The organism is Streptomyces sp. NPDC001927, from assembly GCF_053594455.1.
Window position 1 is genome coordinate 184,206 of sequence record NZ_JBSFEN010000015.1, and the last position, 25,856, is coordinate 210,061.

A 25,856-nucleotide genomic window follows, 5' to 3' on the forward strand; every position below is an offset into this window, starting at 1 on the left:
AAACATGGGAACCCGGTGGTAACCATCCGTAGTGATCACGCACCGGTTCGGTAGTCGGCGAGAGGAGTCCGGTCAGCGGACGATCGTCGAGATCCAGCGGTACTGAAGCTCCGGCCGGCCGATCTGACCGTACTGCGGCGCCCGTGCCGCGCGCCCGTCCGTGACCAGATGTTCCAGGTAGCGGCGCGCGGTGATCCGGGAGATGCCGACGGCCGCGGCGGCCTCGGCCGCGGTCAGACCGTCGGCCGCGTCCCGCAGCGTACGGGTCACGGCCTCCAGGGTCGGCGCGCTCAGCCCCTTGGGGAGCGAGACCGGCTGCGGGGCGCGCAGCGCGGCGAGCGCGCGGTCCACGTCGTCCTGGCCGGACGCCTCGCCCGCGGCGGCGCGGAACTCGGCGTACCGGGAGAGCCGGTCCCGCAGGGTCGCGAACGTGAACGGCTTCAGCACGTACTGGACGACCCCGAGGGACACCCCCTCGCGCACGATCGCCAGGTCCCGGGCCGAGGTCACCGCGATGACGTCGGCCGAGTGCCCGCCCGCGCGCAGCGCGCGGAGCAGGTGGAGGCCGTGCCCGTCGGGGAGGTACAGGTCGAGGAGGATGAGGTCGACCGGCGTCCGGTCGAGGACCCGCACGGCGGCGGCCCGGGAGTGCGCCACCCCGACGACGGTGAACCCGGCGACCCGCCCGGCGTACAGCGCGTGCGCGTCCGCGGCGACCGGGTCGTCCTCGACGACGAGGACCCGGATGCCCTGGCCGCCGTGGCTGCTCGTGGTCATGTGGACACCTCCGGGTCGGTTTCCGCGGACTGCGGCTCGAGCGCGGGCTTGGGTACGGGCACGGGTTCGGTGCGGGGCGCCGGCGGCCGGGCGGCGGGACCGGCACCCGCACCGGCGTCCGTGGTCGGTGTCAGGGGCAGCCGTACGGTGAACTCCGCGCCGCCCTCCGGGGTGTCCGTCAGGGTCACCGTGCCCGAGGCGCGGGTGGCCGCCTGGCGGACCAGGGCCAGGCCGAGGCCCCGGGCGGGGCCGTGGGTGGACCAGCCCCGGTCGAAGACCGCGTCCCGGTCGCCCTCCTCGATCCCGGGCCCGGTGTCGCGGACCCGCAGGAGGAGTTCGCCGTCGTACGTGCGGGCGGTGACCGCGACCCGCGCGTGCGGGGTCCCGCTCGTCGCCTCCACCGCGTTGTCGATCAGGTTGCCGAGGATCGTCACCAGGTCCCGCGAGGGGATCTCCGGCGGCAGGAGCCCGTCGTCGATGCGGCTGTCCTCGCTGAGGGTCAGCTCCACACCCCGCTCGTTGGCCTGCGCCGCCTTGCCGAGGAGCAGCGCCGCGAGCACCGGCTCGCCGACCGCGTCCACGACCCGGTCGGTGAGCGCCTGCGCCAGCTCCAGCTCCGCCGTCGCGAAGCCGACGGCCTCCTCCACCCGGCCGAGCTCGATCAGCGAGACGACCGTGTGCAACCGGTTCGCCGCCTCGTGCGCCTGCGAGCGCAGCGCCTGCGTGAACCCCCGCTCGGAGGTCAACTCGCCCGACAGCGCCTGGAGTTCGGTACGGTCCCGGAGCGTCGCGACCGTACCCCGGCGCTCCCCGCCGACCACCGGCCGGGTGTTGACCACGAGCACCCGCTCCGCCGTCAGGTGCAGCTCGTCCACCCGCGGCTCCGAGGCGAGCAGCGCGCTGGTGAGCGAAACCGGAAGCCCGAGATCGGCCGCCGACCGGCCCACGACCTCCGAGTCCAGACCGAGCAGCTCCCGAGCGCCGTCGTTGATGAGCGCGATCCGGCGCTGCCCGTCCAGCATCACCAGGCCCTCGCTCACCGCGTGCAGCGCCGCCTCGTGGTAGTCGTGCATCCGGCTCAGCTCGGTCGCGTTCATCCCGTGCGTGTGCCGCCGCAGCCGGGCGTTGATGACGTACGTACCGGCTCCGCCGATGGCCAGGGCCGCCCCCGCCATCCCCAGCAGGGCCGTGACCTGCTCCCGTACCTGCTCGCTGATCTTCTCGATGGTGATGCCCGAACTGACGAGGGCGACGACCTTGCCGTCCTCGTACACCGGCGTGATCGTCCGCACCGAACGCCCGAGCACCCCCATGTGCGTCTCGGAGAAGGTCCGCCCCTGGAGCGCCGGCTCGATGTGGCCCAGGTACGCGCGCCCGATCTCGCCCGCCTCCGGGTGGGACCAGCGCGTGCCGTCCGGGGACATGATCACCACGAAGGCGACGCCGGTCCGCTTCCGTACCGACTCGGCGTACGGCTGGAGCACGGCCGTGGGGTTCGGGGAGCGCAGGGCCTGCGGCACGGTGGGGGAGGCGGCGACGGCCGTCGCGGTCGCGGTGGACTGGCGGCGCGCGGTCTCCTCGGCCTGGCCGCGATCGGTGACGTACGCGAAGACCGCGCAGCCGGCCACGATCGCCGCCACCAGCACGACCTGCATCGCGAAGAGCTGGCCGGCGAGGCTGCGCGGCCGGGGGAGGGGTATGCGCATGCGGGCCAGTGTGACAGTTCGGCCATGAACGAAACGAACGCAAGCGTGACCCGGGTCACAGGCTGATGGATAGTCGCGGGGATCCACCGGGACGTGGACACCCCCATCAGCACGAGGAGGACCCCGTGGCCGCACAGCGGGACCGGACCCATTATCTGTACATCGCCGTCATCGGAGCCGTGCTCCTGGGCGTCACGGTCGGCTTCGTGGCGCCGGACTTCGCCGTCGAACTCAAGCCACTCGGCACCGGCTTCGTGAACCTGATCAAGATGATGATCTCCCCGATCATCTTCTGCACGATCGTCCTCGGCGTCGGCTCGGTCCGCAAGGCCGCGAAGGTCGGTGCCGTCGGCGGGCTCGCGCTCGGGTACTTCCTCGTCATGTCGACCGTCGCCCTCGCGATCGGTCTGCTCGTCGGCAACATCCTGGAGCCCGGCTCCAGCCTCCACCTCACCAAGGAGCTGGCCGAGGCGGGCGCCAAGCAGGCCGACGGGACGAGCGAGTCCACGGCGGACTTCCTGCTCGGGATCATCCCGCACACCCTCGTCTCCGCCTTCACCGAGGGCGAGGTGCTGCAGACCCTGCTCGTCGCCCTCCTCGCGGGCTTCGCGCTGCAGGCCATGGGGCGGGCCGGGGAGCCCGTGCTGCGCGGGATCGGGCACATCCAGCGCCTCGTCTTCCGGATCCTTGCCATGATCATGTGGGTCGCCCCGATCGGCGCGTTCGGCGCCATGGCGGCGGTCGTCGGCGCGACCGGCATCGACGCCCTGAAGTCGCTCGCGGTCATCATGATCGGCTTCTACGTGACCTGTGCCCTGTTCGTCTTCGTGGTCCTGGGCGCGCTGCTGCGGATCGTCGCCGGCGTCAACATCCTCACGCTCCTGAAGTACCTGGGCCGCGAGTTCCTGCTGATCCTCTCCACCTCGTCCTCCGAGTCCGCGCTGCCCCGGCTGATCGCGAAGATGGAGCACCTGGGCGTCAGCAAGCCCGTCGTCGGCATCACCGTCCCGACCGGCTACTCCTTCAACCTCGACGGCACGGCGATCTACCTGACGATGGCCTCCCTCTTCGTCGCCGAGGCCATGGGCAACCCGCTCTCGGTCGGCGAGCAGATCTCGCTCCTCGTCTTCATGATCATCGCGTCGAAGGGCGCGGCCGGTGTCACCGGCGCCGGCCTGGCGACCCTCGCGGGCGGCCTGCAGTCCCACCGCCCCGAACTGGTCGACGGCGTCGGCCTGATCGTCGGCATCGACCGCTTCATGAGCGAGGCCCGCGCCCTCACCAACTTCGCGGGCAACGCCGTCGCCACCGTCCTCGTCGGCACGTGGACCAAGGAGATCGACAAGGAGCGCGTCGCGGAGGTCCTCGCCGGGCGGGTCCCCTTCGACGAGAAGACCCTGGTCGACGACCACGGCCCGGCGTCGTCCGAGCCGGACGAGGACACACCGGTACCGGACCAGAAGACCCGCGCGACGGTCTGAGCCGGATCGGACACCGGGCATCGGCCATTGGATATCGGATATTGGATCCGATCCCTCCGGCCGATATCCCGGATCCGACGCATCGCGTCCAGAGCCTTGGATACGGTGCATTGGATCCAGGATCATGGATATTGGATCCAAGACATCGGATCCGAAGACCGCCCCGGCTCCCGGGCCTTGAGCCGGATCCGGGCTCCGGGGTACGGGGCGCCCCCGGCCGCACACGCGGCCGGGGGTGCCCCTTCGTGCTCCCGTTCGCGCTCCGTCAGGAGAACGGGATCCGGACCACCGACTGGTTGCCCACGCCGACGGTGCTCGGCCCGTTGCCGATCGCGTTCCAGACCTCGACGCGGACCCGTCCGTTCGTCAGGTTCCCGTGGCTGCCGGTCGCCGACTTCAGACCGCTCGCCTGGGTGTAGTGCTCGTACCCCGGTACCGGATCGGTCGCGAAGTACGCGTACGTCTCCACGCGCTCCCAGCTCCCGTCGCCCGTACGGTCGTAACTCACGCGCACCTGTTGCCCATTGGCGACAACCGAGCCGGCGTCCACGAACAGGTCGAACTGGGTCGCGCCGCCGTTGTACGTCCGGGTGATCGGGCCCGAGGTGAAGACCTGCGGGTCGGCCGGGGTGCCGTCGTGGTTGGCGCCGCCCGCCGAGGCGAGGGTCACCGTCGCGGCGGACGCCTGGGCGTCACCCGCGCCCGCGCCGGTCCGCAGGTACAGCTGCGAGGAGCCCGAGGGCGGCGGGGTGGTCGGGGGAGTCGTCGGCGGGGTCGTACCGCCGCCCTTCGTCCACACGGCCACGTAGTCGACGAGCATCGGCCGTCCCGAGACCGTCGCGGCGGTCGGGGTCGGGCCGCCCAGGGCGTCCGGGAAGGCGCCGCCCATCGCCACGTTGAGGAGCAGGAAGTAGCCCGCGTGGCTGGTCATGTCGGCCCAGGCCTGCGCGCCGACCCGGTTCTCGTCGACGCTGTGGAAGAGCTGGTCGTCCACGTACCAGCGCAGCGCGTTGGGGGAGGTCGAGCGGTCCCACTCGAAGCGGTACGTGTGGAAGGCCGACTGGCAGCTCGCGCCCGGGCAGACGCGGCTGGCGCCGATGCCGGTGGTCTCGCCGCACGGGCCGCCCGGGTTCACGCCGCAGTGCAGCACGCCCCAGACCGAGTTGATGCCGTTGACGTTCTCCATGATGTCGAACTCGCCGATGGCGGGCCAGTTCCAGTAGTTGCCCCGGTAGGGCGCGCCGAGCGCCCAGAAGGCGGGCCAGTAGCCGGCGGCCTCGGCCCCGGTCACGTTCGGCATCTGAATCCGGCCCTCGATGCGCAGGGTGCCGCCCGCGGGGGCCTTGAAGTCGGCGCGCTTCGTCTCGACGCGGGCCGAGGTCCAGTTGCCGGCGCCGTCCTTGAGCGGGGTGATACGGAGGTTCCCGGTGCCGTCGAGGCGCACGTTGTCGGGGCTCGACGTGTAGTTCTGGATCTCTCCGGTGCCCCAGTTGCCGGGGCCGCCCGGGTAGCCGTGACCGGTGTCTATCTGCCACTCGGCGCCGTTCGGGAGGGCGCGGTCGGGGCCGTTGAAGTCGTCGCTCCACTGGAGCGACCAGCCGGGCGCCGGGGGTACGGCGCCGTTGGCGGTACCGGCGCCGCCGAGGCCGATGAGGGCGCCCGCGGCGAGGGCGGCGGCGAGGAGCGAGGCGAGGAGTGGGGTGCGTCTGACGCGGCTCAAGGAGCTCAAGGGAGAACACCTCCGCTGGGGGGACGAGCGCCTGAGAGCGCTCTCAGCAAGCTTTTGTAGTTGGACACACCCCACCCGTCAATGGGTGCGGTGTGTCCAACCGCTGAAGCCCGACCGAACGCCTAGTCGGCGTCCAGCTCGGCCAACTCCCGTGCATCCAGCACCAGTTCGCCCGCCGCCGCCGAATCCCGTACGGTCTCCGGGCGACTGGCGCCCGGGATCGGAAGCACCGTCTCCGACCGCGCGAGCAGCCACGCGAGCGCCACCCGCTGCGGGCTCACCCCGCGCGCCCGCGCCACCCGGTGGAACCCCCCGAACTCCGGGTCCTCCGCCAGGTCCGACGCCCCGTCGAGCGAACTCCGCGAGATCCCGCCCAGCGGGCTCCACGGCAGGAACGCGAGCCCCAGCTCCGCGCAGAGCCGCAGCTCGGCCTCGGCGGTCCGTACGGCGGGGGAGTACCGGTTCTGCACGGAGACGAGCCGCTCGCCGAGCATCTCCCGCGCGAGCAGGATCTGTTCCCCGTCCACGTTCGAGATCCCGGCCAGCCGGATCGTGCCCGCGTCCAGCAACTCCCGTAGCGCGCCCAGCGATTCCGCGTACGGAACGGCCGGGTCCGGCTTGTGGAGCTGGTAGAGCCCGATCGTCTCGACGCCGAGCCGCCGCGCCGACGCCTCGGCCGCCCGCCGCAGGTGCTCCGGCCGCCCGTCCACGGTCCAGCCGCCGTCGGCGGTCCGCCCCCGCCCGCCCTTCGTCGCCACCAGGGCGCCCTCGGTCCGGCCACGACCCCCGTACGTGGCCAGTGCCCGCGCCACCAGCAGCTCGCCGGCGCCCGGCTCGCCGCCGGGCGGGTGGTAGGAGTCCGCCGTGTCGAGCAGCGTCACGCCCGCGTCGAGCGCCGCGTGGACGGTGGCCAGGGCGCGGGCCTCGTCCGGGTGCCCCTCGATGGAGAGCGGCATGGCGCCGAGTCCGATCGCCCCGACCCGTACGTCTCCGAGCATGCGGTACCGCATCAGCGCGCCCCCAGCGTCTCGGAGAGCGCCCGGCCGAGCCACTCCGCGGAATTCCGGAACGAGAATCCGAGAGCGGTCGCGCGGGAGTTGTCCATTCCGTACGAGCGGGCGAAGGAGAACGGCGACACCTCGCCGACCTCGATCTCCCGGAACACGGTCCGTCCGCCCACCTGCCGCTCGATCTCCGCACAGATCTCGGCGGTGGTGAGCGGGCCGTGGGAATGGGCGTTGACGGCCCCGGTGAAATCCTGCTCCACCACCCACGCCAGGAATTCCGCGATCTCCTCGACATACACATAGGTGGCCGGCTGGTTCACCGGCGGTACGGCGATCGGCTCGCCCGCCCGGATCCGGTCCGCGTAGTGGCCGACCCGCCCCGTGAAGTCGTCCGCGCCGCCGAGCACATGGGCGACCCGGACCGCCGTGTACGGGAAGGGGGGCTCGGCCGCGAAGACCGCCTCCGCCTGCCGCTTCCCCTCTCCGTAGTGCGCGTCGAGGAACTCCGGGTCCTCCCAGGAGAGGTCGGGATCGACGGTGACGGTCCGCGGGTCGACGGCCTCCTCCCGTACGGGCGCGGTGGAGTCCTCGTACTCGTACACCTCGACCGTCGACGTCATCACATAGCGCCGTGTGCGCGGCCCGAAAACCCGCCGGGCGAGGGCGGCCTGGCGCGGGGTGTAGCAGACCTGGTCGACGACGACATCGAAGGTCCGCGCGCCGAGCGCGCGTTCCAGGGCGCCTTCGTCATTCCGGTCGGCGACGATATGAGAAACCCCCTCCACCGCACCGGAAGACCCCCGATTGAGGATGCTGACGGAATGCCCGGAATTCAGCAGACGGGCTGTCAGCCGCTTTCCGAAATAGCGGTTCCCGCCGATGATCAGAATGTCCATACGACAAGTGTTACGTTGGGCGCTCGTCAGATGAAGGGGGAAGCATGGGAGTCACGGCCGCCGCACCGAAGGAACCACGGCATCTGCGTCCCGCCGCCAACGAAACCTCGGTAGCGGCCTTCGACCCCATCGACCGGCAGATCCTGGAGCTCGTCCAGGAGGACGGCCGGATCAAGCTCAGCGAGCTGGGCCGTCGCGTCCGGCTGAGCCCGGCGGCCGTCACCGAGCGGGTGCGGAGGCTGGAGGCGTGCGGGGCGATCACCGGTTACGGAGCCCATGTCTCCCCGGCCCGGCTCGGCTACGGCATCCAGGCCTTCATCCGCGTGAACCCGCACGGCGGCTACACCCTCAAACACCCCAGGACGCTGGAGCTGACCGCCCGTCCGGAGATCGTCGAGGTCCACCACGTGGTCGGCGAGGACTGCTGGTTCCTCAAGGTCGCCGTCACCGACACCATCCACCTCGAAGAGATCCTGGAACAGACCTCGGCCCTCGGCCGCACGACGACCTCGATCGTCCTGTCGTCCCCGGTCGAGCGGAAGCCCCTGCTGCCGCCGGCCGGTCAGGGAGCGAGCGCGGCCACGTAGTCGTCGAGCAGCTCGACCTGGCGGTCGGGCGGGAAGGCCGCCGGGTCGAGCAGCGCTTGGACGACCAGGCCGAGGGCGAAGGACAGGGCGCCGGCGGCGATGCGCGCCGGGTCGCCGGGGGACAGCTCGCCGAGCTCCTGGGCCGCGGCGACGGCGTCCCGGAGCCGGTCGCGGCCGCGCGCGTACTTGCCGGCGTAGTCGGCGCGCAGAGCCTCGTCGGCGAGCGCGGTGTCCCAGGAGGAGACCCAGATCCGGTTGGAGTCGGTCGCCTCGGGGGTCAGCGGCAGGATGTCGAGCAGGGCGTTCCGTACCGCCGCGAGGCCCGTCCCCGAGGCGCGCCGGGCGCGGCTGTCGGTGCGCTGTTCGAGCAGGTCGAGGGCGTGCGCGACCAGATCGCTCTTGGCGGGGAAGTAGTGGGTCAGTAGACCGGTCGTCGCGCCCAGCTCGGTGGCGACGGCCCGCAGGGTCAGCCCGCCGAACCCACGGGTGGCGAGTACGCGCCAGACCGCCTCCGAGACTTCGAGTCGGCGGGCCTCGTGGTCCCCCTTGGCGCGTGGCATGCTGCTACTGTACATAGCCGTAACACTTGTTATGCGAATGGGGTCGCCGCCATGTTCTCCCTCCCCCTCCGGGACAACGCCCTCCTGCGCCCGCTGGAGACATGGCACGCCGAGGAGTTCGCCGCCCACATGGACCGGGCGCGCGAGCACATCCGGCCGTGGGTCGGGGCGTCCTTCGTCACCGACAGCCTCGACGGCGCCCGGGCGACCCTCCTCCGCTACGCCGAGCGGCAGGCCGCCGACGGCGCCCGCCTCTACGGCATCTGGCTCGACGGCACGCTCGTCGGCGGCGTCATGTTCACGTCCTTCGACGCGGCCTCCGGCGCCTGCGAGGTCGGCTGCTGGCTGGAGCCGGCGGCCGAGGGCCAGGGCCTCATCACCCCCGCGTGCGCCGCCCTGCTCGACTGGGCCTTCCTCACCCGGGGCCTGCACCGCGCCGCGTGGCACTGCCGGGCCGACAACGCGCGCAGCGCGGCGGTGGCGGAACGCCTCGGCATGGTCCTCGAGGGCGTGGAGCGGGAGTCGTGGCCGTGGGAAGGCGTCCGCCACGACACGCAGGGCTGGGCGGTCCTGGCCGGCGACTGGCGCAAGAGCCGCCGCGCCTGACGGGGGCGCGGGAACCGTCGCCCTTGCCTTGACGCCGACGTCAAGGCGTACGTTCGGGCCCATGCGAATCGGCGAGCTGGCCGAGCGGGCCGGAACGACCACGCGGACTCTGCGCTACTACGAGTCCCGTGGCCTCCTGGCCGCCCGGCGCACGGAGAACGGCTACCGCACGTACGACGAGGACGACCTGCGCCTCCTCCGCCAGATCAGGACCCTGCAGGACTTCGGGTTCGAACTGGAGGAGACGAGGCCGTTCGTGGAGTGCCTGCGCGCCGGCCACCCGGCGGGGGACGCGTGTCCCGCCTCGCTCGACGTCTACCGCCGCAAACTGGCGGAGCTGGACGCCCTCGTGGACCAGCTCCAGACGGTGCGCGCGCAGGTCGCGGCGCAGTTGCTGCGGGCCGAGGCGGAACTGCCGGGCGGCCCGGAACCCACATGCGAACTCGGAGGCTGACGGAATGACCCACGTGACGGACGTGAGCGACACGGACTTCGACACCGAGGTCCTCGGCGCGGAGCTGCCGGTCCTGGTGAAGTTCACCGCGGACTGGTGCGGCCCGTGCCGCCAGCTGGGGCCGGTGCTCCAGACGATCGCGGCGGAGGAGCGGGACCGCCTGAAGATCGTCCAGATCGACGTGGACCACAACCCGGAGACGACGGTCCGCTACGGCGTCCTCGCCACACCGACGTTGATGGTGTTCCGCGCCGGCGAACCCGTGAAGTCGTTGGTGGGCGCCCGCCCGAAGCGCCGCCTCCTCCAGGAACTGGACGACGTACTGCCGTCGGCCAGGCCCTAGGTCTGGCAGGATCGCCCGAGGCGAGGACGGACAGAGAGGCCGGGGTGGGAGTCATGACCGACGAGAAGCCGTCGCTGCGTGCGTACATCGAGCGTTACGCGGCGGGCGAGATCCCCCGCGACGAGGCCCTGGCGGCCATCGCCGCGTGGGACTTCGACGTGGTGTGGTACTACACCGCCGAGCAGCCGATCCAGGACAACAGCATGGCCGTGATCAATCAGGCGCGGTCGCTCGGCAAGCTGTCGAACGACGACTTGGGGGAGATCCTCGCGAAGGTGGCCCGGCGGAGGGGTGGCCCCACCGACAGGAGGCCGTCGCTGCGTGCGTACATCGAGCGTTACGCGGCGGGCGAGATCCCCCGCGACGAGGCCCTGGCGACCATCGGCGCCTGGGACTTCGAGGAGGAGTGGTTCGACCCGACGCACATGGCGCCGACGCACCAGGACAACCACCTGGGCGTGGTCAATCAGGCCTGGGCGTTCGGCCAACTGACAGATGAGGACATCGAGGTCATCCGGCCGGTTCTCAAGCGGCGTGGGTTCTGACCAGTCCTCAGAAGTCCGGTCTCGGGCATCGATAGAAATGAGATGGGCGCGTGACGGGGGAATACGCTCAGCTTTACAAGGAGCTGCAGCAGCGGATGGGCGCTGGTGGGGACCTCACGATGGCGGGCGAGTACGACACGACGAACCGCCATATGGAGGCGGGAGCGTGGACTCGTCAACGCAAAGGTCTGCATGTCGCGCTCATGGAGCGGTTCAAGGAGCAGTGCAGGGACAAGCCCCGCGACGGTCATGCCGTGCTCTTCACCGGCGGAGCGCCTGGTTCCGGCAAGGGCAGGGCGCAGCGCAACGTGGCGCAGTGGGAGAGGCAGGACTCCGAACTCGGTGACGAGCTGCGCCGTGTGCACGGCGTGGACCTCGACGACTACGTCGTGCTCGACCCGGACGAGTTCAAGGTGGCGCTCTTCGAGCTCGGCGGCGCCCCGGAACTGCCCGCCTCTCTCGACCGGTTGTCCGACGGCCGCCCGCTCGCCCCGTCGGAGAAGGCCTCCCTGGTCCACAGGGAGTCGGGCCATGTCCAGAACCTCATCGAGAAGTGGGCTCGCGCCGAGGGCTACAACCTGCTCTACGACCAGTCCCTGCGGGCCTTCGACTGGACCGCGACCCTCCTCAACGACCTTCAGCAGGAGGGCTACGACAAGCGCGTGGTGCTGTCCGTCGAGGTCCCCGAGCAGCTGTGCCTTGAGCAGAACGCCGACCGCTGGCTGACGGGTCGCAAGGAGTTCGACGCCGGGAACGACTGGTACGGCGGCCGTATGGCGCCCGAGGGCTTCATCAGGAGTCTGTACGCGGACACCAGCACGGGCCGCGGCTACTCCATCGGCCGCGAGAACGCCGAAAAGCTCGCCGAACGCGGTCTTGCCACGGGGCTGATCACCACCGACCGGGGCGACTTCGGCGTGAAGCCGGCCGCCCCGCCGGTCCCCGGAGCCGCCCCCGCACAGGCCTTCCAGCAAGGCGACACGACGGTACGGGTGAACCCGGGCGCCGCGTTCATGCCCGGCGTGACACTGACCCCGACCCGGCCCCCTGCCCCCCGAGGCCCCGCGACCCCGACGACACCGCCACCGCCCGCGCCAGGACCGACGCGCGGCACGGGCATCGATCGTTGACCGATCACCCCTGGTCGTCCCACAGCGCGGTGCCGTACGCGCCGACGAGGGCCTCGATCCGTCGCAGGACCTCGTCGGCCGCCAGCGGGTCGAGCCTGCGCCCGTCGCGCAGTCGCAGGGCCACCTGCCCGCCCACGGCCTCCCGCGCGCCGATGACCGCCTGGTACGGGACGAGGCGGGACTCCCGGATGCGGGCGCCCAGGGTGCCGCGGTCCGGGCCCGCCACCTCCGCCCGCAGCCCGCGCTCGACGCATCGGGCGGCCAGGGCCTCGGCGGCGGGGCGTTCGGACTCCGCGACCGGGAGGACCACGAGCTGGACGGGGGCCAGCCAGCCGGGGAACGCGCCGCCGTGCGCTTCGAGGAGGTGGGCGACGGCCCGCTCGACGCTGCCGACGACGCTCCGGTGGACCATGACCGGCCGGTGCTTCGCGCCGTCGGCGCCGATGTAGCTCAGGTCGAAGCGTTCCGGCTGGTGGAAGTCGATCTGTACGGTCGACAGGGTCGACTCCCGCCCCGCGCCGTCCGCGACCTGGACGTCGATCTTCGGGCCGTAGAACGCGGCCTCGCCCTCGGCGGACTCGTACGGCAGCCCCGACGCGTCGAGGACCTCCGACAGGAGGGCGACCGACCGCCGCCACAGCTCCGGCGCGTCCACGTACTTGCCGCCGGGCCCGGGCAGCGAGAGCCGGTACCGCGCGGGCTCGATGCCCATCGCCTCGTACGCCCGCCGGATCAGCTCGAGCGCGCCGGCGGTCTCGTCCCGGACCTGGTCCAGGGTGCAGAAGATGTGCGCGTCGTTGAGCTGGATGGCCCGGACCCGGGTCAACCCGCCCAGGACGCCCGAGAGTTCGGAGCGGTACATGGGGCCGAGTTCGGCCATGCGCAGCGGGAGTTCGCGGTAGCTGTGGGCGCGGGAGCGGTAGATGACCGCGTGGTGCGGGCAGAGGCTGGGCCGCAGGACGACCTGCTCGCCGCCGAGCTCCATGGGCGGGAACATGTCGTCGCTGTAGTGCGCCCAGTGCCCGGAGATCTCGTACAGCTCGCGCTTGCCGAGGACGGGCGAGTACACGTGCCGGTACCCGGCGCGCCGCTCGACCTCGCGGACGTACTCCTCCAACGCGTGCCGTACGGCCGCCCCGTCGGGCAGCCAGTACGGCAGGCCCGCCCCGATCAGCGGGTCGGTCCCGAACAGCTCCAGCTCGCGGCCCAGCCTGCGGTGATCGTGCTCCATCTCGCTTCTCCTCCGGTGGGGTGGGGCGAGCTGCCACCGAGGGAGGAACGACGAAGCCCCGGGGCGCTCGGCCCCGGGGCTTCGTGACGTGAGAACAGCGGTCAGCGCGCCGGGACACTCTCCGGCGTCGTCGTCATGACCGCTCCACGCTTCATACCGTCGACGGTAGCCGAACCGTTCCCCCGCCGCACGGCAATTTCGCTCGCCATGGCGCACAAAAATACCCCGACTAGAATTGACAGTCGGGGTTATGTATCGCGTATATTTTGAAGTTCCGTGTTCACGCACAGGGAAAGCACGGAGAAGTTCACTAAAAGCACTGTATCGCGCCGGGAGTCGAATTGTCAACCGAGGAATTTCGGAAAGAGCAGCAATTCATCACACAGCTCTACGCACGACTCGACGCTCTGAGGGACCGCGCCGAGGCCGCCGTCGGCAGCGCGCTGAAGGCGCCCTGGGTCGGCAACCAGGGGCGTCTGGAGCGGGACGTGCTGGTGGCCGAGCAGACCGGGGTGCTCGCCGCGCTCGACGCGGGGGAGACCGGGCTCTGCTTCGGGCGGCTCGTGTTCCGGGACGGGCGCGACCATCACATCGGGCGCATCGGTATCCGCGAGGACGACCCGAACCGCACGCCCCTCGTCGTCGACTGGCGCGCCGAGGTCGCGCGGCCCTTCTACCTCGCCACCGGGTACGAGCCGATGGGCCTCAGCCGCCGCCGGCACATCACCACCCACGGCCGCGAGGTGACCGCCCTCCACGACGAGGTCCTCGACCTCGCCGACGCGACCCGCACCGGGCACGAGAACCGGGATGCCGACGAGGTCCTCCTCGCCGCGCTCGACGCCGCCCGCACCGGACGCATGCACGACATCGTGCAGACCATCCAGGCCGAGCAGGACCGCATCATCCGCTCCCCGCACCGCGGCGTCCTCGTCGTCGAGGGCGGCCCCGGCACCGGCAAGACCGCCGTGGCCCTGCACCGCGCCGCGTACCTCCTCTACGCCCACCGCGAGCAGCTCGCCAAGCGCGCCGTCCTCATCGTCGGCCCCAACCCCGCCTTCCTCGGCTACATCGGCAACGTCCTGCCCTCCCTCGGCGAGACCGGCGTTCTGCTCGCCACTCCCGCCGAGCTGTTCCCCGGCGTCCGCGCCACCGGTACGGACACCCCGCGCGCCGCCGCCGTCAAGGGCGCCGCCACGATGGCCGACGCGCTCGCCGCCGCCGTACGGGACCGGCAGCAGGTCCCCGAGCGCGGTGCGCCGCTGATCGTCCGGCACGACGACGGCGACCTCGTCATCGACTGGGACATGGCCCTGGAGGCGCGCCACAAGGCCCGCGAGACCGCCCTCCCGCACAACCTGGCCCGGCCCTACTTCGTCTTCAACATCCTCGACGCGCTCGCCGCCCAGCTCGCCGACCGCATCGGTGCCGACCCCTACGGCGGCCCCAACTTCCTCGGCCCCGACGACATCGCCCTGCTCGCCAAGGGCATCGCCGCCAACCCCGAGGTCCACGCCGCCATCGAGACCCTCTGGCCCGCCCTCACCCCCGAGGGCTTCCTCGCCGACTACCTCGCCGAGCCGACCCACCTCGCCGGCGACGAGGACGCGGACGCGATCCGGCGGGAGGACGGCCCCTGGACCCCCTCCGACGTTCCGCTCCTCGACGAGGCCGCCGAGCTGCTCGGCGTGGACGACTCCGCCGCCCGCGCCGCCGAGGAGGCCGAGCGGGACAAGCGGATCCAGTACGCGCAGGGCGTCCTCGACGTCAGTTACGCCTCGCGGACCTACGAGTTCGAGGACAAGGAGGAGCTGGACAAGGACGCCGCCGAGGTCCTCTCGGCGCACGACATCATCGACGCCGAGCGGTTCGCCGAGCGGCACGAGGAGGCCGACCACCGCAGCGCCGCCGAACGCGCCGCCGCCGACCGCACCTGGGCCTTCGGTCACATCATCGTCGACGAGGCGCAGGAACTCTCCGCGATGACCTGGCGGCTGCTCATGCGCCGCAGCCCGACCCGCTCCATGACCCTCGTCGGTGACCCGGCGCAGACCGGTGACGCGGCGGGCGTCGGCTCCTGGGAGGAGATCCTCGCGCCGTACGTGCAGGACCGCTGGGAACTCGTACGGCTCGGCGTCAACTACCGCACCCCCGCCGAGATCATGGCGGTCGCCGCCGACGTCCGGCGCGAGGCCGACCCGGGCTTCGAGCCGCCCCGCTCGGTCCGCTCCACGGGCGTCGAGCCCTGGCGGCGCGTCGTCGAGGACCCGGTGAAGGAGGCCGCCGACGCGGTCGCCGCCGAGGCGCGCGACGACGCCCGCCTCGCCGTGATCGCCCCGGCGGACCTCCACCCGGCGCTCACCGCCGCGCTCCCGGAGGCCTCCCACGGGCCCGACCCGGACCTGACCCGGCCGGTGGTCGTCCTCGACCCGCGGCAGGCCAAGGGCCTGGAGTTCGACACGGTCCTGGTCGTCGACCCGGACGGCATCCGGGCCGGCGCCACGCACGGCATCAACGACCTGTACGTGGCGCTGACCCGGGCGACTCAGCGCCTGGGGATCATCAACCAGGCCTGAGCGTCACCCGGCCCGGGCGTCACGCGGGCCTCAGCCACACCGTCGCCAGCGGCGGCAGTGTCATCCGTACGCTCGCCGCACGGCCGTGGGAGGGCACCGACTCGGTCTTCACCGGGTCGGTGTTCGCCACGCCACCGCCGCCGTACCGCGCGTCGTCCGTGTTCAGGACCTCCGCCCAGGCCGCGAACGCGTCCGGGACGCCGAGCCGGAAGTCGTGCCGTACGACCGGCGAGAAGTTGCAGACCGCGAGCAGCGGGGAACCCTCGGCGTCGTAGCGGAGGAAGGCGAAGACGTTGTCCTCGGCCGCGTCGCCGACCACCCACTGGAAGCCCTCGGGGGCGGTGTCCCGCTCCCAGAGCGCCGGGGTCGCTCCGTACACCGTGTTCAGGTCGCGCACCAGGTCCCGTACGCCCCGGTGGTCACCGGCCGAGTGGTACGTCTCGTCCATCAGCCACCACTCGGGACCGTGCTCGGCCGACCACTCCGCGCCCTGGGCGAACTCCTGTCCCATGAAGAGGAGTTGCTTGCCCGGGTGGGACCACATGAAGCCGAGGTAGGCGCGGTGGTTGGCGCGCCGCTGCCACCAGTCGCCGGGCATCTTCGAGACCAGCGCCTGCTTGCCGTGCACGACCTCGTCGTGGGAGATCGGCAGGATGTAGTTCTCGCTGTACGCGTACACCATCGAGAACGTCATCTCGTTGTGGTGGTACTTGCGGTGCACCGGCTCCTTCGAGACGTAGCCGAGGGAGTCGTGCATCCAGCCCATGTTCCACTTCATGCCGAAGCCGAGCCCGCCGAAGCCGCCGGGGCCGACCTGGTCGGTCGCCCGGGTCACGCCGTCCCAGGCCGTCGACTCCTCGGCGAAGGTGACGACGCCGGGGCAGCGGCGGTAGACCGTCGCGTTCATCTCCTGGAGGAAGGCGACCGCGTCCAGGTTCTCCCGGCCGCCGAACTCGTTCGGCAGCCACTCGCCGTGCTCGCGCGAGTAGTCGAGGTAGAGCATCGAGGCGACGGCGTCCACGCGCAGGCCGTCGATGTGGAACTCCTCGCACCAGTACACCGCGTTGGCGACGAGGAAGTTCCGTACCTCCTTGCGGCCGTAGTCGAACTCCAGCGTGCCCCAGTCCGGGTGGGCCGAGCGGCGCGGGTCCTCGTGCTCGTACAGCGGCCGGCCGTCGAACTCGGCGAGCGCCCAGTCGTCGCGCGGGAAGTGCGCGGGCACCCAGTCCATCAGGACCCCGATCCCGGCGCCGTGCAGGGCGTCGACGAGGTACTTGAAGTCGTCGGGGGTGCCGAGGCGGGAGGTCGGCGCGTAGTAGCCGGTGACCTGGTAGCCCCAGGAGCCGCTGAAGGGGTGCTCGGCGACGGCCATGAACTCCACGTGCGTGAAGCCGAGATCGCAGACGTAGGCGGGGAGCTGCTCGGCGAGCTGCCGGTACGTCAGGCCCGGCCGCCAGGACGGGAGATGCAGCTCGTAGACGGAGAGCGGTGCCTCGTGGTGGGGGCGGTCTCCACGGCTCGCCATCCACGCGGCGTCGTCCCACTCGTGGTACGAGTCCGTGACGACGGACGCGGTGTTCGGGGGGCACTCGGCGCGGCGGGCCATCGGGTCGGCGCGCAGCGTGTGGGAGCCGTCGGGGCGGGCGATGTCGAACTTGTAGACCGCGCCCTCGCCGATCCCGGGCACGAACAGCTCCCAGACGCCGGTGGCGCCCAGCGAGCGCATCGGCAGGGCCGTGCCGTCCCAGTGCGTGAAGTCGCCGGTGACGCGGACGCCCCGGGCGTTGGGGGCCCAGACCGTGAACCGGGTGCCGGAGACACCCTGGTGGACCATCGGGCGGGCGCCGAGCGCCTTCCACAGCTCCTCGTGCCGGCCCTCGCCGATGAGGTGGAGGTCGAGGTCGCCGAGGGCGGGCAGGAAGCGGTACGGGTCCTCCACGGGCTGCTCGTCGCCGTCGTAGCGGACCCGGAGCTCGTACGGCGGGATCTTGCGCAGCAGGGGCAGCAGCCCGGAGAAGAAGCCGTCGCCGTCGTCGTGCAGGGTGACGCGCTTGCCCTTGGCGAGAACGGCGACCTCACGGGCGTACGGGCGCAGGACCCGGATCGCGACGCCACCGCGGACGGCGTGCGCGCCGAGGTGGGCGTGCGGATCGTGGTGCTCCCCGGCGAGCAGTCGCGCGCGGTCCCCGGGGTCGAGCGGCGGCGCCTTCCGTACCGCCTCCTGGGCGGCCCGGGGAGCGGGCGTCTTGGCCGGGGGCGCTGCCGTCTTGCGAGCGGATCGGGCGGTCACGGGGATGCCTCCTGCAAGGGGATCGGTAGGTGTGGGGCTGAGGAAAATCGCGCCGGTTCCCACGCAACCGCAACGGCGCGAGTCCCGCACAGGACACTCCGCCGAACGGGCTCCGCGCACGCGTGCGCGCCGGGTGGGCGGCGCCGGGCGGGCGGGGGTACGGGGCGGAGGCGCCCGCGAGGGCGCCGTTCCGTCGCGTAGGGGGCGGTGCTCACTCCCCGCCCGCCAGGCGTTCGATCGCGGCCATCGGGACCGGGAGCCAGTCCGGGCGGTGGCGGGCTTCGTAGAGGACCTCGTAGACCGCCTTGTCCGTCTCGTAGGCGCGCAGCAGTGCCGGGTCCTCGCGGGGGTCCGTGCCCGAGGTCTCGGCGTAGCCCGTGCAGTACGCCGCGCGGCAGCGCGCCGCCCACTCGGGCGACCAGGGGCGGTGCGTGCGGGCCGCGTAGTCGAAGGAGCGGAGCATGCCCGCGACGTCGCGGACCGCCGGCTGCGGGCGGCAGCGCTCGGCGAGCGGCTTCGCCGGCTCGCCCTCGAAGTCGATCACCGACCAGCCGCCGTCCGCCGCCCGGAGCGTCTGGCCCAGGTGGAGGTCTCCGTGGATCCGCTGGAGGTGCCCGGAGCCCTCGCCCGCCGCCGCGAAGACCGACCGGAGCCCCGGTACGTGCGGCAGCAGCGCCGGCACCGCCTGCGCGGCCGCGTGGAGGCGTTGGTCCATCTCGGCGGCCAGGTGTTCCGTCTGGGGGCGGAGCAGCGCCTCCGTGGGAAGTGCCGTCGCCAGGGCCAGGTGCACCTCCGCTGTCGCACGGCCCAGCGCGTGCGCCTCCGTGGTGAATTCGCGGCCCTCCGCCAGGGCGTCGAGCGCGAGCCGCCAGCCGTCGCGCGAGTCCCGCAGGTACGGCTGGAGGACGCCGAGCGTGCTCGCGCCCGACTCGAACCAGGCCACCGGCGCCGGTACCCGCGCGCACCCCGCGCGGGCGAGCGCGAGCGGCAGCTCCAGGTCCGGGTTCACCCCGGGGCTGACCCGGCGGAAGATCTTCAGGATGTACGTATCGCCGTACACGAGCGAGGAGTTGGACTGCTCCGCGTCCAGGACCCGGGGCGCGAGCGACGCGGGCAGTTCGGCCGTGCCCTGGAACGTGAGCGGGCCGATCCGGCCGGGCGTACGCAGCCGTTCGTAGAGCAGCCCGGCGAGCCGCGGGTCCCGCAGCCCTTCGTAGACCGCCCGGCCCGCCAGCGGGCCCTGCCGGATCCGCCCGATCAGGGCGGGGGCCAGGCGCGGTGGCAGTTGGGTGCGTACGCCCAGGAGGAGTTGGTAGCAGTCCGCCGGTGTGCCGGTCGGTCGGCCGGGTTGCTCCACCCGGACGAGGAGATGCAGCAGTCCGGGTCCCGTGCCGTCCAGCGGCAGCAGCTCCGTGGCCGCCTCCAGGGTGAATCCGGTGACCCGGCGGCCCTTGCCCGCGAACCAGCGCTGCCGGGGCAGCCATTCATGGAGCAGGGGAGCGAGTGACGGAAGGAGGGCGGCCGGGGCCCGGGTGGTGGATGCGGTCTCCGGCATGGCATCGCGTCCTTTCCCCGGGGGGCGCAGATTCGAGTTCGCGTGAATCGAGTTCAAATGCGCAGAGTGTCCCGGATGGCGGCTTCGGCTGTCCGGATGTGCGGGACGTGTCGGATGGGGAAGATCCGTATGGGCCCGACAAGAAGGCCCGTATGGACCTGAATCGACTGTGTGTGGGACACAGTGCCCAGGGTGGCGCGGGGGAAACCCGCTCCACCCCGGGCAGTTGGCTGACGATGTGTCAGGAAGTCGCCAACCGGCTCTTCTTCAGGCGGAACCAGTAGAAGCCGTGACCGGCCAGGGTCAGCAGGTACGGCCACTGCCCGATCGCCGGGAACCGCACCTGCCCGATCAGCTCCACCGGGCTCATCCCGTCGAACTGCCGCAGATCCAGCTCCGTCGGCTGCGCGAACCGCGAGAAGTTGTTCACGCAGAGCACCAGGTCGTCGCCGGACTCCCGGAGGAAGGCGAGCACCGCCGGGTTGGAGGACGGCAGTTCCGTGTACGAGCCGAGCCCGAAGGCCACGTTCTGCTTACGGATCTCGATCATCCGCTTCGTCCAGTGCAGCAGCGAGGACGGCGAGGCCATCCCCGACTCCACGTTGGTCACCTGGAAGCCGTGGACCGGGTCCATGATGGCCGGCAGCGTCAGCCGCCCCGGATCGCAGGACGAGAAGCCCGCGTTCCGGTCCGGCGTCCACTGCATCGGGGTCCGCACCCCGTCACGGTCGCCGAGCCAGATGTTGTCGCCCATCCCGATCTCGTCGCCGTAGTACAGCACCGGCGAACCGGGCAGCGAGAAGAGCAGCGCGGTGAACAGCTCCATCTGCTTGCGGTCGTTGTCGAGCAGCGGGGCGAGCCGCCGCCGGATGCCGATGTTCGCCCGCATCCGGGGATCCTTGGCGTACTCCGCGTACATGTAGTCGCGCTCTTCGTCCGTGACCATCTCGAGCGTCAGCTCGTCGTGGTTGCGCAGGAAGATGCCCCACTGGCAGCCGTCCGGGATCGCCGGGGTCTTCGCCAGGATCTCCGAGACCGGGGTGCGCGACTCCCGCCGTACCGCCATGAAGATGCGCGGCATCACCGGGAAGTGGAACGCCATGTGGCACTCGTCGCCGCCCGAGGGGAAGTCCCCGAAGTAGTCGACCACGTCCTCGGGCCACTGGTTCGCCTCGGCGAGCAGCACCGTGTCCGGGTAGTGGTCGTCGATCTCCTTGCGGACCCGCTTCAGGAAGGTGTGGGTGGCCGGGAGGTTCTCGCAGTTGGTCCCCTCCTGCTGGTACAGGTACGGCACCGCGTCGAGCCGGAAGCCGTCGATGCCGAGGTCCAGCCAGAACTTCAGCGCCGAGAGGATCTCCTCCTGCACCGCCGGGTTCTCGTAGTTGAGGTCCGGCTGGTGCGAGAAGAACCGGTGCCAGTAGTACTGCTTGCGCACCGGATCGAAGGTCCAGTTCGAGGTCTCCGTGTCGACGAAGATGATCCGGGCGTCCTGGAACTGCTTGTCGTCGTCGGCCCAGACGTAGTAGTCGCCGTACGGCCCGTCGGGATGGGCGCGCGACTCCTGGAACCACGGATGCGCGTCGCTCGTGTGGTTCATGACGAAGTCGATGATCACGCGCATGCCGCGCTGGTGCGCCGCGTCGACGAACTCCACGAAGTCGGCGAGATCGCCGAACTCCGGCAGCACGGACGTGTAGTCGGCGACGTCGTAGCCACCGTCCCGCAGCGGGGACTTGAAGAACGGCGGCAGCCAGAGGCAGTCGACGCCCAGCCACTGCAGGTAGTCCAGGCGGGAGGTGATGCCCTTGAGGTCGCCTACGCCGTCCCCGTTGCTGTCCTGGAAGGACCGCACGAGTACTTCGTAGAAGACGGCCCTCTTGAACCAGTCCGGGTCACGGTCCTTGGCGGGCGTGTCCTCGAAGGTGTCGGGGACGGGTTCGTTGACAGTCATGGTGTGGGTGACCCTCCGGTCGACGGGGACGGTCGCAGAGCGAAGACGTGCGCGGGCGTGACGCCCGGCTCGAGGCGCACATAGTTGGCCCTGCCCCAGTGATAGGTCTCACCGGTGAGCTCGTCGCGCACCGGTACGGTCTCGTGCCAGTCGAGGCCGAGTTCCGGCATGTCCAACGAGACCGTGGCCTCCTGGGTGTGGTGCGGATCGAGGTTGGCGACCACCAGAACGGTGTTCGACCCCGAGCGCTTGCTGTACGCGATCACCGCCTCGTTGTCGGTCGTGTGGAAGTGCACGTTCCGCAGCCGGCGCAGGGCCGGGTGGCGACGCCTCACCCGGTTGAGCGTGGTGATCAGGGGCGCGATCGAGGCGCCCGCACGCTCCGCCGACTCCCAGTCTCGGGGCCGGAGTTGGTACTTCTCCGAATCCAGGTACTCCTCGCTGCCGGTGCGCAGCGCGGTGCCCTCGCACAGCTCGTAGCCGGCGTACACGCCCCAGGTCGGCGAGAGGGTGGCGGCGAGCACCGCCCGCACCTCGAAGGCCGGCCGGCCGCCCTCCTGGAGGTAGGCGTGCAGGATGTCCGGGGTGTTCACGAAGAAGTTCGGCCGCATGGACGCGGCCGCTTCGCCGGACAGCTCGGTCGCGTACTCGGTCAGCTCGGCCTTGGTGTTGCGCCAGGTGAAGTACGTGTACGACTGCTGGAAGCCGATCGCGCCGAGCGTGCGCATCATCGCGGGCCGGGTGAACGCCTCCGCCAGGAAGATCACGTCCGGGTCGGTGCCGTTGATCTCGCCGATCACGCGCTCCCAGAACACCACCGGCTTGGTGTGCGGGTTGTCCACCCGGAAAATCCGTACGCCGTGGTCCATCCAGTGCCGCAGTACCCGGACGGTCTCGGCGACGATCCCCTTCATGTCCTGGTCGAAGGCGATGGGGTAGATGTCCTGGTACTTCTTCGGCGGGTTCTCCGCGTACGCGATCGAGCCGTCCGCGCGGTGGTGGAACCACTCCGGGTGCTTCTCCACCCACGGGTGGTCGGGCGAGCACTGGAGCGCGAAGTCGAGCGCGATCTCCAGGCGCAGTTCGCGGGCGCGCGCCACGAAGGCGTCGAAGTCCTCGATCGTGCCCAGATCCGGGTGGACGGCGTCGTGCCCGCCCTCCGGGGAGCCGATCGCCCACGGCACGCCGACATCGCTCGGGCTCGCCGCGAGGGCGTTGTTGGGGCCCTTGCGGTGCGTGGTGCCGATGGGGTGGATCGGCGGGAGGTAGACGACGTCGAAGCCCATCGCGGCGATCGCCGGCAGCCGCTCGGCCGCGGTACGGAACGTCCCGGCCACCGTCCTGCCCCGTACCTTCTTCACGCCCTCCGAGCGCGGGAAGAACTCGTACCAGGAGCCGTACAGCGCCCGCTCGCGCTCCACGCGGAGCGGCAACGCGGGCGAGGAGCTGACCAGTTCGCGCAGCGGGTGCCGGTCGAGCGCCCCGGTGACCTGCGGGGCGAGCGCCGCCGCGAGCCGGGCGGCGGCGGGCCGGGCGCCGTCGCGGAGCGCGTCGGCGGCCGCGAGCACGGCCTCCCGGCCGCCGCCCTTCTTCGGGACGCCCTTCGCGGCGCGCTCGTGCAGCTCCGCGCCCTCGGCGAGGACGAGCTCGGAGTCGATCCCGGCCGGGATCTTGATCTTCGCGGCGTGTCGCCAGGTCGCCAGCGGGTCGCTCCACGCCTCGACCGTGTACGTCCAGAGCCCCTCGGCGTCCGGCGTGACCTCGGCGCCCCACCGGTCGGTGCCGGGGGCCAGTTCACGCATCGGGAGCCAGGGGCCGGGACGGCCGGAGGGGCCGCGCAGCACGACATTGGCGGCGACGGCGTCGTGGCCCTCGCGGAAGACGGTGGCGGTGACCTCGAAGGTCTCCCCGGCCACCGCCTTCGCGGGCCGGCGGCCGCAGTCGACCAGGGGGCGGACGTCGAGTACGGGAATGCGTCCCATGAGCGGATTCACAGCATCACCTGAGGGGGTACGGGGGTGCGGGTGGTGGTGCGCTCTTTGTAGCTCCGTCGACGGCTGGCGGGTTGCGGGCATGGCCGCTCCTGTCCGCGTTCACTCGGATGGCGGGTCTACGGGGTGTACGTACGGGGGTTTCTACGGGGTGACACGGGGTGTACGTACGGGCTTTGTCCAGGGGTTCGTGCGGGGCTTCGTGCGAGGGTTCGTGCACGGGTGACACGGGGTTGTACCGGGGGAGCCTTCCACCCACTTCGGGTGGGCAATCCGGCGCTTTGTTAACTACTCGGGCGTAGTCGCGCGGGCAAGCGCCCCGACACGGGAAACCGGCCCCGTCCCTGAGGGACGAGGCCGGTCGTGGAGCGTGTTCCTGATCTTCAGCCCTGGGCCGAGGGCGACTGCTCCTCCGCGTCGCCGGACCACACCTGCCACGGCTGACGCGTCACCCACTCCTCCACCGGGGCCGCCCGCACCCCGAGCACCTCCGCCGAGACCCCGTCGTCGGCGGCGAGCAGCAGCGGGTCGGCGCCCGTCGCCATGTAGTGGTAGATCCCCGCGACGCCCGCCGCGGTCTCCGGGCCGAGCAGCCGGCCGAGCCCGCGCTCGAACACCTCCGGCGCCAGCTGCGTGTACCGCACCGTGCGGCCGAGGCCGCGGCTGAACGCGGCCGCCAGCTCGTCGCCCGTCAGCGACCGGTCCCCGCCGATGTCGAACGTACGGCCCTCCAGTCCCTCGCCGGTCAGCGCCGCGTGCACCGCCTCCGCCAGGTCCCGGTGGGAGAGCCAGGCCGTCGGCGTGGACGCGGGCAGCGGGTAGGCGAGGACGCCCTCGTCCACCAGGGCCGGTCCGTTCCACGGCGAGAACAGGTTGTCCAGATAGACCGGCGGCCGTACGACGACCAGCGGGACGCCGCTGGCGCGCAGCTCCTCCTCGGCGATCCGCCGCGTCTCGAACGCGGCCACCGACGTCGGGCCCTGCGGGACCCGGGTGTTGGCGTTCAGGACCAGACGCACGGTGCCGGCCGCGAGGGCCGCGTGGGCCACGTTCCGGGCGTAGGCGCGGATCCGCTCGGGCTCGTACACCAGCGGCAGCGTCACCACCCCGTGCGTCGTCCCCTCGAACAGCCGCCGCACGTCCGCGGGTCTGGCCAGGTCGCCCGGCACGAACAGGGCGCCCGGCAGCGGCGGCCGGTCGCCCGAGGGGCGCCGGGTGAGCGTCCGCACCCGGTGGTGCCGCTCGACGAGCAGCCGCGCGATCGCGCCGCCCTGGAAACCGGTCGCTCCCACGACCGCTACCCGCATCGGTATCTGACTGGACATGTGTCGTAGAGGCCCTTCGGTAGGGTGTGGTGGCTGCCGTGACGTCTTCTCTCAGGCTGGCGGCGGCGGCTCACACCGTTCAATTAACAAACCGGGGCGGAAGTTGAAGGATCGTCCATGGACACCGTGGCAACCGACCGTGACGACCGGCGTGAGGAAGACGAGGCCGAGGACCTCCTGAGCGAACTGCTCAAACCGCTGCGGCTGACCGGCGTCTTCGACAGCCGCTGGCACGTCCGCGCACCCTGGGCCATCGAGGGGGACGCCGAGCAGAGCTGTGCCGTGCTCCACTACATCGTCGAGGGGGGCTGCTGGATCACCGGCGACGGCCACCCGCCGCTGGAGCTGAACGCGGGCGACCTGATCGTCTTCCCCACCGGCAGCGCCCACCGGCTCTCCGACCGGCCCGACCGGCAGGGCGTGCCGCTCAGGGCCGTCCTGCCCGAACGCAAGCCGGGCACCTCGGGCGAGATCCGCATCGACGGCACAGGACCGGTGAGCCGGCTGCTGTGCGCCGGACTCCACTACGACGCCAGCGCGGCCAGCGGGCTCTACACCTCGCTGCCTTGGGCGCTCGTCCTGGACGGCGCCCAGGTCGACCGCGAGCCGCTGCTCCGGGACACCCTGCGGCTGCTCGCCGCCCCGGACCGCCCGGTCGGCCCCGGGGACCGGCTCATCACGCTGCGTGCCTTCGAGATGGCCCTCGTCCTCGCGCTCCGCCCGCTCCTGCGCGACCTCGCCGACAACCCGACCTCGCTGCCGCTGCTCCGGCATCCCGGGATCAGCCAGGCGGTGGTGATGATCGCCACCCGGTTCGCCCAGCCGTGGACCATCGACTCGCTCGCCCGCGAGGTCGGCATGTCCCGCTCGGCGTTCACGGCCGCCTTCCGCGAACTCGTCGGCGAGTCACCGGCCCGCCACCTCACCTCGCGCCGCATGCAGGAGGCCGCCCGCCTGCTCTCCGAGACCTCCCTCCCGCAGTCCGCCGTCCCCTCCCGGGTCGGCTACCAGAGCGCGGTCGGATTCCACTTGGCGTTCAGGAAATGGTTCGGGATGACACCGGGGGAGTATCGGGCGGGCATGTGCCACGCCGCCTGATCCGTACAAATGCCGCGT

Annotated in this window: 21 protein-coding genes; 9 read left to right on the forward strand and 12 right to left on the reverse strand. The window is 71.7% G+C overall.

Annotation, left to right across the window (positions count from 1 at the left end; genetic code table 11):
- Window positions 1-72: 72 nt before the first annotated feature.
- Both ACWCO8_RS34385 and ACWCO8_RS34390 read right to left on the reverse strand, forming a co-directional pair.
- The gene (locus ACWCO8_RS34385; protein ID WP_451035487.1) at window positions 73-777 is read right to left on the reverse strand and encodes a response regulator; all 705 of its coding nucleotides are present in this window, start codon (window positions 775-777) and stop codon (window positions 73-75) included.
- On the reverse strand, window positions 774-2,483 hold the full coding sequence (locus tag ACWCO8_RS34390) for a sensor histidine kinase (RefSeq protein ID WP_451035488.1): 1,710 nt from the start codon (window positions 2,481-2,483) through the stop codon (window positions 774-776). Before ACWCO8_RS34390 ends, ACWCO8_RS34385 begins: the two co-directional genes overlap by 4 nt.
- Window positions 2,484-2,548: 65 nt before the next feature.
- Between ACWCO8_RS34390 and ACWCO8_RS34395 the strand changes: the two genes are divergently transcribed.
- Window positions 2,549-3,964, forward strand: a complete 1,416-nt coding sequence (locus ACWCO8_RS34395) for a cation:dicarboxylate symporter family transporter (protein WP_451035489.1) — start codon at window positions 2,549-2,551, stop codon at window positions 3,962-3,964.
- Window positions 3,965-4,229: 265 nt separating this feature from the next.
- On the opposite strand, the gene ACWCO8_RS34400 is transcribed toward ACWCO8_RS34395, so the two are convergent.
- The 3 genes from ACWCO8_RS34400 to ACWCO8_RS34410 form a co-directional block, all read right to left on the reverse strand.
- Window positions 4,230-5,693, reverse strand: a complete 1,464-nt coding sequence (locus tag ACWCO8_RS34400; protein WP_451035490.1) for a glycoside hydrolase family 16 protein — start codon at window positions 5,691-5,693, stop codon at window positions 4,230-4,232.
- A 122-nt stretch (window positions 5,694-5,815) separates the two neighbouring features.
- A complete protein-coding gene (locus ACWCO8_RS34405; protein ID WP_451035491.1) occupies window positions 5,816-6,703 on the reverse strand; it encodes an aldo/keto reductase in 888 nt (295 codons plus the stop codon).
- Window positions 6,703-7,596 (reverse strand): NAD-dependent epimerase/dehydratase family protein, encoded by an 894-nt coding sequence (locus ACWCO8_RS34410; RefSeq protein WP_451035492.1) that lies wholly within the window; start codon window positions 7,594-7,596, stop codon window positions 6,703-6,705. The genes ACWCO8_RS34405 and ACWCO8_RS34410 overlap by 1 nt, the downstream gene beginning before the upstream one ends.
- Window positions 7,597-7,640: 44 nt before the next feature.
- Between ACWCO8_RS34410 and ACWCO8_RS34415 the strand changes: the two genes are divergently transcribed.
- The gene (locus ACWCO8_RS34415) at window positions 7,641-8,183 is read left to right on the forward strand and encodes an Lrp/AsnC family transcriptional regulator (protein WP_451035493.1); all 543 of its coding nucleotides are present in this window, start codon (window positions 7,641-7,643) and stop codon (window positions 8,181-8,183) included.
- Here ACWCO8_RS34415 and ACWCO8_RS34420 read toward each other — a convergent pair.
- Window positions 8,159-8,743: a TetR/AcrR family transcriptional regulator gene (locus ACWCO8_RS34420; protein ID WP_451035494.1), complete on the reverse strand. Its 585-nt coding sequence runs from the start codon at window positions 8,741-8,743 to the stop codon at window positions 8,159-8,161. The two genes, ACWCO8_RS34415 and ACWCO8_RS34420, sit on opposite strands and share 25 nt — an antisense overlap.
- Before the next feature lie 51 nt (window positions 8,744-8,794).
- On the opposite strand from ACWCO8_RS34420, the gene ACWCO8_RS34425 reads away from it, so the two are divergent.
- The 5 genes from ACWCO8_RS34425 (at window position 8,795) to ACWCO8_RS34445 (ending at window position 11,821) form a co-directional block, all read left to right on the forward strand.
- Window positions 8,795-9,349 carry a GNAT family N-acetyltransferase gene (locus tag ACWCO8_RS34425; RefSeq protein ID WP_451035495.1) on the forward strand — a complete coding sequence of 185 codons (555 nt, stop codon included), beginning with the start codon at window positions 8,795-8,797 and terminating at the stop codon, window positions 9,347-9,349.
- A gap of 61 nt (window positions 9,350-9,410) precedes the next feature.
- Window positions 9,411-9,803 (forward strand): MerR family transcriptional regulator, encoded by a 393-nt coding sequence (locus ACWCO8_RS34430; protein WP_451035496.1) that lies wholly within the window; start codon window positions 9,411-9,413, stop codon window positions 9,801-9,803.
- Window positions 9,804-9,807: 4 nt separating this feature from the next.
- The gene (gene trxA / locus ACWCO8_RS34435; RefSeq protein ID WP_451035497.1) at window positions 9,808-10,146 is read left to right on the forward strand and encodes a thioredoxin; all 339 of its coding nucleotides are present in this window, start codon (window positions 9,808-9,810) and stop codon (window positions 10,144-10,146) included.
- Between the two features lie 53 nt (window positions 10,147-10,199).
- Window positions 10,200-10,691, forward strand: a complete 492-nt coding sequence (locus ACWCO8_RS34440; RefSeq protein WP_451035498.1) for a hypothetical protein — start codon at window positions 10,200-10,202, stop codon at window positions 10,689-10,691.
- Window positions 10,692-10,741: 50 nt separating this feature from the next.
- Complete coding sequence (locus tag ACWCO8_RS34445; RefSeq protein ID WP_451035499.1) at window positions 10,742-11,821, forward strand: zeta toxin family protein; 1,080 nt, start codon at window positions 10,742-10,744, stop codon at window positions 11,819-11,821.
- 4 nt (window positions 11,822-11,825) lie between these two features.
- Here ACWCO8_RS34445 and thrS read toward each other — a convergent pair whose 3' ends face one another.
- On the reverse strand, window positions 11,826-13,340 hold the full coding sequence (gene thrS, locus ACWCO8_RS34450) for a threonine--tRNA ligase (RefSeq protein WP_451035500.1): 1,515 nt from the start codon (window positions 13,338-13,340) through the stop codon (window positions 11,826-11,828).
- 53 nt (window positions 13,341-13,393) lie between these two features.
- Between thrS and ACWCO8_RS34455 the strand changes: the two genes are divergently transcribed.
- Window positions 13,394-15,628, forward strand: coding sequence for a HelD family protein (locus ACWCO8_RS34455; RefSeq protein WP_451035501.1), 2,235 nt, complete (start codon window positions 13,394-13,396; stop codon window positions 15,626-15,628).
- A gap of 19 nt (window positions 15,629-15,647) precedes the next feature.
- Here ACWCO8_RS34455 and glgB read toward each other — a convergent pair whose 3' ends face one another.
- From glgB to ACWCO8_RS34480, 5 genes are all read right to left on the reverse strand, one after another.
- The gene (gene glgB, locus ACWCO8_RS34460) at window positions 15,648-17,918 is read right to left on the reverse strand and encodes a 1,4-alpha-glucan branching enzyme (protein WP_451035502.1); all 2,271 of its coding nucleotides are present in this window, start codon (window positions 17,916-17,918) and stop codon (window positions 15,648-15,650) included.
- A 211-nt stretch (window positions 17,919-18,129) separates the two neighbouring features.
- Entirely contained in the window at window positions 18,130-19,473 is a 1,344-nt protein-coding gene (locus tag ACWCO8_RS34465; RefSeq protein ID WP_362003680.1) for a maltokinase N-terminal cap-like domain-containing protein, read from the reverse strand.
- Window positions 19,474-19,714: 241 nt separating this feature from the next.
- Window positions 19,715-21,424 (reverse strand): maltose alpha-D-glucosyltransferase, encoded by a 1,710-nt coding sequence (treS, locus tag ACWCO8_RS34470; protein ID WP_451035503.1) that lies wholly within the window; start codon window positions 21,422-21,424, stop codon window positions 19,715-19,717.
- Window positions 21,421-23,406: an alpha-1,4-glucan--maltose-1-phosphate maltosyltransferase gene (locus ACWCO8_RS34475; RefSeq protein ID WP_451035504.1), complete on the reverse strand. Its 1,986-nt coding sequence runs from the start codon at window positions 23,404-23,406 to the stop codon at window positions 21,421-21,423. Before ACWCO8_RS34475 ends, treS begins: the two co-directional genes overlap by 4 nt.
- A 392-nt stretch (window positions 23,407-23,798) precedes the next feature.
- Window positions 23,799-24,740 (reverse strand): SDR family oxidoreductase, encoded by a 942-nt coding sequence (locus tag ACWCO8_RS34480; protein WP_451035505.1) that lies wholly within the window; start codon window positions 24,738-24,740, stop codon window positions 23,799-23,801.
- Window positions 24,741-24,857: 117 nt separating this feature from the next.
- Here ACWCO8_RS34480 and ACWCO8_RS34485 point away from each other — a divergent pair, with 117 nt between their 5' ends.
- Complete coding sequence (locus ACWCO8_RS34485; protein WP_451035506.1) at window positions 24,858-25,838, forward strand: AraC family transcriptional regulator; 981 nt, start codon at window positions 24,858-24,860, stop codon at window positions 25,836-25,838.
- Window positions 25,839-25,856 lie beyond the last annotated feature (18 nt).

What these genes read in the sequence shown, in the direction of transcription:
- ACWCO8_RS34385 (WP_451035487.1), bottom strand. Translation starts at nt 777, where the DNA reads ATGACCACGAGCAGCCACGGCGGCCAGGGCATCCGGGTCCTCGTCGTC.
- ACWCO8_RS34390 (WP_451035488.1), bottom strand. Translation starts at nt 2,483, where the DNA reads ATGCGCATACCCCTCCCCCGGCCGCGCAGCCTCGCCGGCCAGCTCTTC.
- ACWCO8_RS34395 (WP_451035489.1), top strand. Translation starts at nt 2,549, where the DNA reads ATGGATAGTCGCGGGGATCCACCGGGACGTGGACACCCCCATCAGCAC.
- ACWCO8_RS34405 (WP_451035491.1), bottom strand. Translation starts at nt 6,703, where the DNA reads ATGCGGTACCGCATGCTCGGAGACGTACGGGTCGGGGCGATCGGACTC.
- ACWCO8_RS34410 (WP_451035492.1), bottom strand. Translation starts at nt 7,596, where the DNA reads ATGGACATTCTGATCATCGGCGGGAACCGCTATTTCGGAAAGCGGCTG.
- ACWCO8_RS34415 (WP_451035493.1), top strand. Translation starts at nt 7,641, where the DNA reads ATGGGAGTCACGGCCGCCGCACCGAAGGAACCACGGCATCTGCGTCCC.
- ACWCO8_RS34420 (WP_451035494.1), bottom strand. Translation starts at nt 8,743, where the DNA reads ATGCCACGCGCCAAGGGGGACCACGAGGCCCGCCGACTCGAAGTCTCG.
- ACWCO8_RS34425 (WP_451035495.1), top strand. Translation starts at nt 8,795, where the DNA reads ATGTTCTCCCTCCCCCTCCGGGACAACGCCCTCCTGCGCCCGCTGGAG.
- ACWCO8_RS34430 (WP_451035496.1), top strand. Translation starts at nt 9,411, where the DNA reads ATGCGAATCGGCGAGCTGGCCGAGCGGGCCGGAACGACCACGCGGACT.
- trxA (WP_451035497.1), top strand. Translation starts at nt 9,808, where the DNA reads ATGACCCACGTGACGGACGTGAGCGACACGGACTTCGACACCGAGGTC.
- ACWCO8_RS34440 (WP_451035498.1), top strand. Translation starts at nt 10,200, where the DNA reads ATGACCGACGAGAAGCCGTCGCTGCGTGCGTACATCGAGCGTTACGCG.
- ACWCO8_RS34465 (WP_362003680.1), bottom strand. Translation starts at nt 19,473, where the DNA reads ATGCCGGAGACCGCATCCACCACCCGGGCCCCGGCCGCCCTCCTTCCG.
- treS (WP_451035503.1), bottom strand. Translation starts at nt 21,424, where the DNA reads ATGACTGTCAACGAACCCGTCCCCGACACCTTCGAGGACACGCCCGCC.
- ACWCO8_RS34475 (WP_451035504.1), bottom strand. Translation starts at nt 23,406, where the DNA reads ATGGGACGCATTCCCGTACTCGACGTCCGCCCCCTGGTCGACTGCGGC.
- ACWCO8_RS34480 (WP_451035505.1), bottom strand. Translation starts at nt 24,740, where the DNA reads ATGTCCAGTCAGATACCGATGCGGGTAGCGGTCGTGGGAGCGACCGGT.
- ACWCO8_RS34485 (WP_451035506.1), top strand. Translation starts at nt 24,858, where the DNA reads ATGGACACCGTGGCAACCGACCGTGACGACCGGCGTGAGGAAGACGAG.